The organism is Allostella sp. (assembly GCF_041913585.1).
Lineage (GTDB): Bacteria > Pseudomonadota > Alphaproteobacteria > ATCC43930 > Allostellaceae > Allostella.
In genome coordinates this window covers 1-9,555 of sequence record NZ_JAYSFE010000154.1, presented here as the reverse complement: position 1 = coordinate 9,555, position 9,555 = coordinate 1, and the positions used below count along the sequence as shown (strand labels likewise).

The 9,555-nt window shown below is 71.9% G+C and carries 10 protein-coding genes and 1 pseudogene; 5 read left to right on the top strand and 6 right to left on the bottom strand.

Annotation, left to right across the window (positions count from 1 at the left end; all coding sequences use genetic code 11):
• Positions 1-649: pseudogene (locus tag ACE3Q3_RS21060) on the bottom strand (hypothetical protein); the annotation flags it as partial.
• 67 nt (positions 650-716) lie between these two features.
• A complete protein-coding gene (locus tag ACE3Q3_RS21055; RefSeq protein WP_374449255.1) occupies positions 717-1,619 on the bottom strand; it encodes a LysR family transcriptional regulator in 903 nt (300 codons plus the stop codon).
• Positions 1,620-1,713: 94 nt separating this feature from the next.
• On the opposite strand from ACE3Q3_RS21055, the gene ACE3Q3_RS21050 reads away from it, so the two are divergent.
• Positions 1,714-2,463, top strand: coding sequence for a sulfite exporter TauE/SafE family protein (locus ACE3Q3_RS21050; RefSeq protein WP_374449253.1), 750 nt, complete (start codon positions 1,714-1,716; stop codon positions 2,461-2,463).
• 20 nt (positions 2,464-2,483) lie between these two features.
• Here the strand turns inward: ACE3Q3_RS21050 and ACE3Q3_RS21045 are convergent, their stop codons facing one another.
• A complete protein-coding gene (locus ACE3Q3_RS21045) occupies positions 2,484-2,681 on the bottom strand; it encodes a hypothetical protein (protein WP_374449251.1) in 198 nt (65 codons plus the stop codon).
• Positions 2,682-2,848: 167 nt separating this feature from the next.
• On the opposite strand from ACE3Q3_RS21045, the gene ACE3Q3_RS21040 reads away from it, so the two are divergent.
• The gene (locus ACE3Q3_RS21040) at positions 2,849-4,012 is read left to right on the top strand and encodes an ATP phosphoribosyltransferase regulatory subunit (RefSeq protein WP_374449249.1); all 1,164 of its coding nucleotides are present in this window, start codon (positions 2,849-2,851) and stop codon (positions 4,010-4,012) included.
• An 88-nt stretch (positions 4,013-4,100) separates the two neighbouring features.
• Positions 4,101-5,393 (top strand): adenylosuccinate synthase, encoded by a 1,293-nt coding sequence (locus ACE3Q3_RS21035; RefSeq protein ID WP_374449247.1) that lies wholly within the window; start codon positions 4,101-4,103, stop codon positions 5,391-5,393.
• Positions 5,394-5,409: 16 nt separating this feature from the next.
• Here the strand turns inward: ACE3Q3_RS21035 and ACE3Q3_RS21030 are convergent, their stop codons facing one another.
• From ACE3Q3_RS21030 to ACE3Q3_RS21020, 3 genes are all read right to left on the bottom strand, one after another.
• Complete coding sequence (locus ACE3Q3_RS21030) at positions 5,410-5,841, bottom strand: CBS domain-containing protein (RefSeq protein ID WP_374449245.1); 432 nt, start codon at positions 5,839-5,841, stop codon at positions 5,410-5,412.
• A 214-nt stretch (positions 5,842-6,055) separates the two neighbouring features.
• Positions 6,056-6,964 (bottom strand): RNA polymerase sigma factor RpoH, encoded by a 909-nt coding sequence (rpoH, locus tag ACE3Q3_RS21025; protein WP_374449243.1) that lies wholly within the window; start codon positions 6,962-6,964, stop codon positions 6,056-6,058.
• 120 nt (positions 6,965-7,084) lie between these two features.
• Positions 7,085-8,029 carry an RluA family pseudouridine synthase gene (locus ACE3Q3_RS21020; protein WP_374449256.1) on the bottom strand — a complete coding sequence of 315 codons (945 nt, stop codon included), beginning with the start codon at positions 8,027-8,029 and terminating at the stop codon, positions 7,085-7,087.
• A 72-nt stretch (positions 8,030-8,101) separates the two neighbouring features.
• Here ACE3Q3_RS21020 and ACE3Q3_RS21015 point away from each other — a divergent pair, with 72 nt between their 5' ends.
• Both ACE3Q3_RS21015 and ACE3Q3_RS21010 read left to right on the top strand, forming a co-directional pair.
• Complete coding sequence (locus ACE3Q3_RS21015; RefSeq protein WP_374449241.1) at positions 8,102-8,377, top strand: hypothetical protein; 276 nt, start codon at positions 8,102-8,104, stop codon at positions 8,375-8,377.
• 40 nt (positions 8,378-8,417) lie between these two features.
• Positions 8,418-9,476: a low specificity L-threonine aldolase gene (locus tag ACE3Q3_RS21010; RefSeq protein ID WP_374449239.1), complete on the top strand. Its 1,059-nt coding sequence runs from the start codon at positions 8,418-8,420 to the stop codon at positions 9,474-9,476.
• Positions 9,477-9,555 lie beyond the last annotated feature (79 nt).

Here is a 9,555-nt window from a genome sequence, read left to right as displayed (position 1 = left end):
GGTTGCCGTTCATGTCGTCGTCGCCGCCCCAGCCGCCCAGCGTGTCGTTGCCGCCGTAGCCGAGGATGAGGTCGCCGCCGTCATAGCCCTCGAGATAGTCGGGGCCGTCGCCGCCGATGCGGGTGACGCCGTTGTACGGGTAGTAGTCGTCGTAGTGGTAGGAGAACCCGTAGTCGGCATAGACGAAGGTCAGATAGCCGTAGCCGTCATAGGCATAGCCGTCATAGACCCAGTCATATTCGTAGCCGCCGTACCAGTAGTCGGCATAGAATTCTACGCCGAAATCCCAGTATCCATAGTCGTACGGGTCGTACCAGTAGTACGGATCGTAGGTATAGTCGTAGTATCCATAGTAGTCGTCGGCATAGTATCCGTAATCCGAATACCAGTCGTCATAGTATCCATAATCGTAGTATCCGTCGTCATAGTATCCCGGATCGTAGTATCCCGGATCATAATAATAGTCGTCGTAGTAATATCCATCATCGTAGTAGTCGTCATAGTAGTAGTCGTAATATCCGTCGTCGTAGTACCCGCCGCCGTCATAATACCCGTCGTCGTAATAGCCGGCGTCGTAGTAGCCACCATCGCCGTAATAGTCGTAGTAGCCGTCGTCGTAGTACGGGTCGTAGTAGTCGTCGTAGGCCATGGCGAACCTCGGCAGGTGCCCTCGGGCGAGGGGATTGGTCGTAGGAGAAAACGGCCGGCGGCGGCTTTCATTCCCACGGCGGCGCCGGTGCGTCGCCGGCGAGGAGATGGTCGGCCAGCCGGCGAACGCCGCCGGGCAGCGTCCGGTTCCGCGGCCGGCACAGCGTCAGGCGCCGGTCGGCCCAGGCGTCGGCCAGCAGCGGTGCGGACAGCCGGCGCGGGCGCGCCCGGACGAGCGCCCGCGGCAGGACCGCCGCGCCCACCCCCTGCTCGACCATCCGGCACAGCGCCTCGGGATCGGCGAGGCGCACGCGCACGCCCGGGCAGAACCCGCCGGCCCCGGCATGGCGATCGAGGAAGCGCTGCAGCGGGCTGTCGGCCGGCAGGGCGACGAACGGGCTGGCCGCCAGCTCGGCCAGACGGACGCGGCGGCGACGCGCCAGCGGATGCTGCCGCGGCAGCGCCACGACGAGCGGGTCCGACCCGAGCAGCCGCCGCTCGACGGCCGGGTCGGCCATGGCGGAGGCGAGGGCGATGCCGAGATCGGCCGTGCCGTCGGCAACGGCCGCCAGGACGCGCTCGCTCGCCAGTTCCAGCACCTCGACCGCAATGCCGGGATGGGCCGCGAGGAAGCCTGGAAGATGGACCGCGACGATGGTGGCGAGCGCCGCCGTGTTGGCCGCGAGCCGCACCCTGCCCCCGCGTCCGCCATCCAGCCCGAGGTCCAGGCGCATCTCGTCCCAGCGCGCGACGACGGCCGCGGCATGGCCGAGCAGGGCCTGGCCGGCCGCCGTCGGGCGCACCCCGTCGCGCCCGCGTTCCAGGAAGCGGGCGCCGGCCGCATCCTCCATCCCGCCCAGTCGCTGGCTGGCCGAAGGCAGCGCCAGGCCGACCTCCGCCGCGCCGGCGGTGATCGTGCCCGCCCGGCAGACGGCGGCGAAGAGCCGGAGGTCGGTGATGTCGAAGCGCAAGCGCCATCCTCCCATGCCGCCTTCGGAAAATCCGAAGGCCGGCTTCCGGGAAGCCAGATTGCGCGGCGGCGGCAAGCCGGTGCAAGTGGAGGCGATGTCGATCGATCCCGGACTTCTCGCGGGCGCCCTCGCCGCCTTCGTCCTCGCCGGCTTCGTCAAGGGCGTGCTCGGCTTCGGGCTGCCGACGGTGCTGGTCGCGGGCCTCGCCCTGGTGCTGCCGCCGGCCCAGGCGGTCGCACTGATGCTGCTGCCGGCCTTCGTCACCAACGTCGCCCAGGCGGGGATCGGCCGGCAGTTCGGCCCGCTGACCTGGCGGCTGCGGGGATTCCTCGGCGGCCTCGTCGCCGGCACGCTGCTCGCCGGCCCCGTCCTCGCCGCCTGGCTCGGCAGCGGCGGGGCGGGCGCGACGCGCATCGCGCTCGGCTGTGCGCTGCTCGCCTATGCCGCCTCGGCGCTGGCCGGACGGGTGCCCAACCTGACGCCGCGGACGGCCGCGCTGCTGGCGGTGCCGTCGGGGCTGGCGAGCGGGACGATCGGCTTCGCCAGCGGCATCTTCGTCTTTCCGACCGCCCCCTACCTGCAGGCGCTGGGGCTCGAGCGCGGCCAGCTGTCACAGGCGATGGGGATCGCCTTCACCCTGGCGACGGTGGTGCTGGCCGCGGCGCTCGCCGGCCATGGCGGCATCGCGGTGCCGGATCTCGGCTGGTCGGCCGCCGGCACGGTGCCGGCGCTGGCGGGGATGTGGCTGGGAATGCGCCTGCGCGACCGTCTCGGCCGGGCCACCTTCCGCAATCTCTTCCTGCTCGCGCTGGGCGCGATCGGCCTGCACTTCGCCCTGGCCTGACCGCCCCCCGGCGGCCGAGGTCAGACCGGGTGCTCGAAGAGGCCGGGCGCGCGCGGGCTGGGCGGGCGGGCGGTGTCGAACTCCGCCGCCATATGGGCGAGGATCTCGGCATTGCGGCGAAGCTGCGCGGCGTGCTCGGTGTCGGTCAGCGCCAGCCCCGCGAACTCCCGGGCCATGTAGTCGAGCATTCCGGCGTAGGTCGAATAGAAGGGGGACATCGGCGGACCCGGGCAGTGGAGAAGGTGGTCGGAGGGGGCGGTCGCATCTTGAACGTCCCTCGCGGCGATTTGTTCCGCACCGTTGCCGCAGGGATACAGTCCGGCGGCGCCGATCCGAAGTTGCCGCGGCGGCGCAAAACCGCTATGCACCCGCGGGCCTACCCCACATGCCCCCTGAACTCGAGCGGATGAACGAGCCGATCCATCCCGGACTGCTGCCGGCCGGCCTGGCCGACCAGCTTCCCGACGACGCCGCCTTCGAGGCGGCCGTCGTCGCACGGCTGATGGACCGGCTGGCGCTGTCGGGCTACGACCGGGTGAAGCCGCCGCTCTTCGAGTTCGAGGACAGCCTGCTGTCCGGCGCCGGCGCGGCGCTCGCCTCCGACACGTTCCGCCTGATGGACCCGATCTCGCAGCGCATGATCGGCCTGCGCGCCGACATGACACCGCAGGTCGCCCGCATCGCCGCCACCCGCCTCGTCCGCCAGCCGCGCCCCCTGCGGGTCAGCTATGCCGGCCAGGTGCTGCGCGTGCGCGGCAGCCAGTTGCGCCCCGAGCGCCAGCTCGGCCAGGTCGGCGCCGAGCTCATCGGCGTCGCCTCGCCGGCCGCCGATGCCGAGGTCATCGTCCTCGCCGCCGAGGCGGTGGAGGGGCTCGGCGTCACCGGCCTGTCGATCGACCTGACGACGCCGACGCTCGTCCCCGCCGTCTGCCGCGAGTTCGCCATGGACGCGGCGGCCGAGGTCCGCGTGCGCGCCGCCATCGACCGCAAGGACGCCGCCGCACTGGAGCGCGCGGCCGGGGCCGGACGCCACGTCCTGGGCGGCCTTCTCGCCGCCTCCGGGCCGGCCGACCGCGCGCTCGAGGCGCTGCAGTCGATGACCCTGCCCGACGTCGCCGCCCGCGAGGTCGACATGCTGGCCGAGGTCGTCCGCCTCGTGCGCCGGGCGCTCCCGGCCCTGGTGCTGACCGTCGACCCGGTGGAGAACCGCGGCTTCGAGTATCACGCCGGGATCAGCTTCACCCTCTTCGCGCGCGGCGTGCATGGCGAGCTCGGCCGCGGCGGGCGCTACGAGATCGGTTTCGGCCGCGACGAGGCGGCGACCGGCTTCACCCTCTACACCGACACGCTGACGCGGGCCGCGCCGCGGCCGGAGCCGGCACGCCGCGTCTACGTCCCGATCGACGCTCCGGCGGACGCCGCCCGGAGCCTGCGCGCCGCCGGCTGGGTCACCGTGCAGGCGCTCGACGACCAGGAGGCCGCGGCCGAGGCCAGGCGCCTCGGCTGCTCGCACCGACTGGACGACAAGGGCCTGCCCGTCCCGCTCTGAGCGGGACGACGACGAGAACCGGGTCGCCGCCCGGCACCGGTCCGGAACCGGTCCCGGCCGACCCGACAGAACGAGGAAAGTCGAGCTTATGGCGAACGTGGCCGTGGTCGGAGCCCAGTGGGGCGACGAGGGCAAGGGCAAGATCGTCGACTGGCTGTCGGAGCGCGCCGACGTCGTCGTCCGCTTCCAGGGCGGCCACAATGCCGGCCACACCCTGGTGGTCGGCAATGTCGAGTACCGGCTGAGCCTGCTGCCGTCGGGCGTCGTCCGCCCGGGCAAGCTCTCGATCATCGGCAACGGCGTCGTCGTCGACCCGTGGGCCTTCTTTCGCGAGATCGAGACCCTGACCGCCAAGGGCGTGGCGATCTCCCCCGAGACGCTCCAGGTCGCCGACAACGCGGTCCTGATCCTGCCGCTGCACGGCGAGCTCGACCGCGCCCGTGAGGAGGCGCGCGGCGCCGCCCGCCTCGGCACCACGGGGCGCGGCATCGGCCCCGCCTACGAGGACAAGGTCGCGCGCCGGGCGCTCCGGGTCTGCGACCTGGCGGAACCCGAGACGCTCGACCGCAAGATCGAGGAACTGCTGCGCCACCACAACACGCTGCGCCGCGGCTTCGGCATGGACCCGGTCGAGGCGGCCGCCATCCGCGCCGATCTCGCCGGCGTCACCGACCGGCTGCTCGCCTTCGCCCGGCCGGTGTGGCGGACGCTCGACGAGGCCCGCCGCGCCGGCCGCCGCATCCTCTTCGAGGGCGCCCAGGCGGCGATGCTCGACGTCGACCACGGCACCTATCCCTACGTCACCTCGTCGAACACGGTGGCGGGCCAGGCGGCGACCGGCTGCGGCCTCGGGCCCGGCGCGGTCGGCACCGTGCTCGGCATCGCCAAGGCCTACACGACGCGGGTCGGCTCCGGTCCCTTCCCGACCGAGCTCACCGACGCGATCGGCGAGCGCCTCGGCGAGCGCGGGCGCGAGTTCGGCACCGTGACCGGGCGCAAGCGCCGCTGCGGCTGGTTCGACGCGGTCATGGTGCGCCAGGCGATGAAGGTCGCCGGCATCACCGGCATCGCGCTCACCAAGCTCGACGTGCTCGACGGCCTGCCGGAAATCCAGGTCTGCACCGGCTACCGGCTCGACGGCGAACTGCTCGACCATTTCCCGGCCGGGATGGCCAAGCAGGCGCGCTGCGAGCCGGTCTACGAGACGCTGGAGGGCTGGAGCGAGAGCACCCGCGGCGCCCGCTCCTGGGCACAGCTCCCGGCGACCGCGATCAAGTATGTCCGCCGCATCGAGGAACTGGTCGAGACGCCGGTGCAGCTGCTCTCGACCAGCCCGGAGCGCGAGGACACCATCCTGATGCGCGACCCCTTCACCGACTGACGGGCGGCGCCGGGCGCTACCCCGCGGCGACGTATTCGCGCAGCGCCCTGGCCTCGTTCTCGACCTCGGCCAGGCGGTGCTTGACGACGTCGCCGATCGAGACGATCCCGGCGAGCGCGCCGTCGCGCATCACCGGCAGGTGCCGGAAGCGCCCGCGGGTCATGAGGCCCATGACGTGGCCGATGCCATCCTGCGGGCGGCAGCAGACGACGTCGCGGGTCGCCAGCGTCTCGACCGCCTCGCCGAGGCAGGCGGCGCCGCCGCGGGCGATGCCGCGCATCACGTCGCGTTCGGAGAGGATGCCGAGGACGGCGCCGACCGGATCGCGGACGAGGACGGCGCCGATGCCATGGCGCATCATGGTCTGCACGGCCGCGCCGACGCGCTCGTCCGGCAGCACCGAGACGACGTCGCTTCCCTTGACGTTGAGAATCGCCTGGACCGTCATCGCTTCCTCCGTCTGTCCGGCGGCACAGGGCCGCCTGTCCGGCGATCGGGCCCGCCGGATCGCGGGGGGAGGAAGACGAACTCACCCCCCGGCAATCCGCGGGGTCACGCCTCGGAGAGGGATGCTAGCGGGTAAGGTCCCGGTTTGAAAGGTGCCGGCCCGCCCCCGACGGGGCGGCGGGGGCGGGAAGCGTCGCCACTTCCCGCCCGATCCATCAGCGCAACTGCACCAGATTGGGCTGATTGGCGAGCCCCTGCTGGATCGCCGCCGACTTGATCGACTTCTGCAGCTTCTCGAACGCCCGCACCTCGATCTGGCGGACGCGCTCCCGGCTGATGCGATAGTGCTGGCTCAGATCCTCCAGCGTCGTCGGCTCGTCCTTGAGCCGGCGCTCGACCAGGATGTGGCGCTCGCGCTCGTTCAGCGTCTTCATGGCGTCGCCGAGGAGCTTGCGGCGCTTGCCCATCTCCTCGCTCTCGGCCAGCCGCGTCTCCTGGCTGTCCGACTCGTCGACCAGCCAGTCCTGCCACTCGCCGTCGCCGTCGGCGCGGAGCGGCGCGTTCAGGGAATGGTCCGGCGCCCCGAGGCGGCGGTTCATGCTGACGACGTCGGCCTCCGGCACGCCCAGTTCCTTGGCGATCTTGGCGACCTGCTCGGGCGTCAGGTCGCCCTCGTCGATCGCCTGCATCTGGCCCTTCAGCTTGCGCAGGTTGAAGAAGAGCTTCTTCTGGGCGGCCGTCGTCCCCATCTTCACCAGCGACCAGGAGTGCAGGATGTATTCCTGGATCGCGGCGCGGATCCACCACATGGCGTAGGTGGCGAGGCGGAAGCCCCGCTCCGGATCGAACCGCTTCACCGCCTGCATCATCCCGACATTGCCCTCGGAGATCAGTTCCGAGAGCGGCAGCCCGTAGCCGCGGTAGCCCATGGCGATCTTGGCGACCAGACGCAGGTGGCTGGTCACCAGGCGGTGGGCCGCTTCGGTGTCCTCGTGCTCGCGCCAGCGCTTGGCGAGCATGTATTCCTCGTTCTGCTCGAGCATGGGAAACCGCCGGATCTCCTGGAGATACCGGGTGAGGTTGCCGTCGCTACCGACGCTGGGCAGTGCAAGAGCAGTCGCCATCGTTCCGTCTCCTTCCAACCGGCCCCCAACCGGTTTGGCACTCTCCTATCGAGAGTGCCAACCTACCCGGTCAGGCCGCTGCCGGTCAATACCTGACCAGATTAGTCAACATCATCGCAATTAAATTAATTCTAATCTGGCCAGCAATGTTCCCATATCCTCCGGCAGCGGGCTCTCGAACTCCAACCACTTCCCCGTGATGGGGTGGGAGAACCCGAGCGTCGCCGCATGCAGCGCCTGGCGCGAGAAGCCGGCCAGCGCCGCCCGCGCCGCGGCGTCGGCCCCGGCATTGCGGGCCCCGCGGGTGCGGCCGTAGACCGGGTCGCCGACCAGCGGATGCCCGCGCGCGGCGAGGTGGACCCGGATCTGGTGCGTCCGCCCAGTGGCCAGCCGGCATTCCAGCAGCGACGCCCGGCTGCCCACCCGGCGGATCGTGCGGTAGCGCGTCAGCGCCGGCCGGCCGCCGCGGGCGACGATCGCCATGCGCTGGCGATCGACCGGATGGCGGCCGATGTCGCCCTCGATCTCGCCGGCCAGCGGGTTCGGCACCCCCCAGACGACGGCGAGGTAGCTGCGTCGGGCGCTGTGGTCGGCGAACTGGCGCTGCAGCCCGGTCAGCGCCGGCTCGCTCTTGGCGGCTACCAGGAGCCCGCTCGTGTCCTTGTCGATGCGGTGGACGATGCCCGGCCGGCGGACGCCGCCGATGCCGCGCAGCGAGGCCCCGCAATGCGCGAGCAGCGCATTGACCAGCGTCCGGTCCGGATTGCCGGGGGCGGGATGGACGACCATGCCGGCGGGCTTGTCGACCACGATCACCTCCTCGTCCTCGTACACGACGGCGAGCCGGATGTCCTGCGCTTCCGGTTCGGCCGGCTCAGGCTCGGGAACGACGATGGCGAAAGTTTGTCCGGCTTTGACGCGAAGGGACGGGTCCGATAGTGTCGCGCCGTCGACCGTGACCGCGCCGCCTTCGATCAAGCCCTTGATCCGGCTGCGCGATACGCCGTCGAAGCGCGCCGCGAGAAAGCGGTCCGCCCGCTCCCCCGCATCCTCCGCCCCGGCCATGACGATCTGTCGCACGCTCCCTTCCCCTGCCCCGAGCGCGGCCGCACCGGCCGCCCGACCGCGAGGCGTAGCATGGCTGCGCTGAAGGTGCTGGTGATTGTGATGGGGGTGGCGATCGTCGGCATGGTGGCGCTGATCGGCATCACCATCGCCAAGCGGTTCGCCGCCGGCGGCGCCGGCGCCCCGGCGGTGGAGGCCGTGCTCGGCCTGCCGCCCGGCACCGTCATCCTCTCGGCCGTGCCGGCCGACGGCCAGCTCGCGCTCACCCTGCGGCTGCCGGACGGCTCGACCCGCGCCGCCGTCGTCGACCTCGCCAGCGGCCGCACGGTCGCGACGGTGCGGCCGTGAGGCCGCCCGCCATCCGCTCCCTGCCAACGCGGTCCCGACCATGAACTTCGCCTCCGACAACACGGCCGGCGCCCATCCGGCGATCCTCCGGGCGCTCGCCGATGCCGCCACCGGCCGCGCCATGCCCTATGGCAACGACCCGTGGACCACGCGGGTTGCCGCCCGCCTCGCCGAGATCTTCGAGACCGCGGTCGAGGTCTTCCCGGTCGCCACCGGCACCGCCTGCAACGCGCTCGCCCTGTCGGCGCTGACGCCGCCCTGGGGGGCCGTGCTCTGTCACGAGGCGGCCCATGTCCAGGTCGACGAGTGCGGCGCGCCCGAGTTCTTCACCGCCGGCGCCAAGCTCGTGCCGCTGCCCGGCCCCGACGGCAAGATCCGGCCGGCGACCCTGGAGGCGGCGCTGGAGCGCGCCGGGTTCGGCATCGTCCACGCGGTCCAGCCGGCCGCCCTCACCCTGACCCAGTCGACCGAGTGCGGCGCCGTCTACCGGCCGGACGAGATCCGGGCGCTGGCCGACCTCGCGCATGCGCGCGGCCTCGGCGTCCACATGGACGGCGCCCGCTTCGCCAACGCCGTCGCCGCGACCGGCTGCTCCCCCGCCGACCTCACCTGGCGGGCCGGCATCGACGTGCTCAGCCTGGGCGCGACCAAGAACGGCGCCATGGCCGCCGAAGCGGTCGTCTTCTTCGACCGCGGCCGCGCCGACCGCTTCGCCTTCCGCCGCAAGCGCGCGGGGCACCTCTTCTCGAAGATGCGCTTCCTCTCCGCCCAGCTCGAGGCCTACCTGGCCGACGGGCTGTGGCTCGCCAACGCCGCCCACGCCAACGCCATGGCGAAGCGGCTGGCGGACGGGCTGGCGGCCCTGCCCGCGGTCGCGCTGCTCCACCCGGTCGAGGCCAACGCCGTCTTCGCCCGCCTGCCCGGGCCGGCCATCGACGCCATGGCCCAGGCGGGCTTCCGCTTCTACCGCTGGCCCGACGAGCGCAGCGACGCCATCCGCCTCGTCACCGCCTTCGACACCGACCCGGCCGACGTCGACGCTTTCCTCGCCCGACTGCGATCAATCCTCTTGATCCCGGCGCCGGCAACCGCTACTTGAAGCGCCGCCCGGCCCGACGTCCCCTTCGTCTAGAGGCCTAGGACACCGCCCTCTCACGGCGGTAACAGGGGTTCGAATC

What these genes read in the sequence shown, in the direction of transcription:
- ACE3Q3_RS21050 (WP_374449253.1), top strand. Translation starts at nt 1,714, where the DNA reads ATGTCGATCGATCCCGGACTTCTCGCGGGCGCCCTCGCCGCCTTCGTC.
- ACE3Q3_RS21045 (WP_374449251.1), bottom strand. Translation starts at nt 2,681, where the DNA reads ATGTCCCCCTTCTATTCGACCTACGCCGGAATGCTCGACTACATGGCC.
- ACE3Q3_RS21040 (WP_374449249.1), top strand. Translation starts at nt 2,849, where the DNA reads ATGCCCCCTGAACTCGAGCGGATGAACGAGCCGATCCATCCCGGACTG.
- ACE3Q3_RS21035 (WP_374449247.1), top strand. Translation starts at nt 4,101, where the DNA reads ATGGCGAACGTGGCCGTGGTCGGAGCCCAGTGGGGCGACGAGGGCAAG.
- ACE3Q3_RS21030 (WP_374449245.1), bottom strand. Translation starts at nt 5,841, where the DNA reads ATGACGGTCCAGGCGATTCTCAACGTCAAGGGAAGCGACGTCGTCTCG.
- rpoH (WP_374449243.1), bottom strand. Translation starts at nt 6,964, where the DNA reads ATGGCGACTGCTCTTGCACTGCCCAGCGTCGGTAGCGACGGCAACCTC.
- ACE3Q3_RS21020 (WP_374449256.1), bottom strand. Translation starts at nt 8,029, where the DNA reads ATGGCCGGGGCGGAGGATGCGGGGGAGCGGGCGGACCGCTTTCTCGCG.
- ACE3Q3_RS21015 (WP_374449241.1), top strand. Translation starts at nt 8,102, where the DNA reads ATGGCTGCGCTGAAGGTGCTGGTGATTGTGATGGGGGTGGCGATCGTC.
- ACE3Q3_RS21010 (WP_374449239.1), top strand. Translation starts at nt 8,418, where the DNA reads ATGAACTTCGCCTCCGACAACACGGCCGGCGCCCATCCGGCGATCCTC.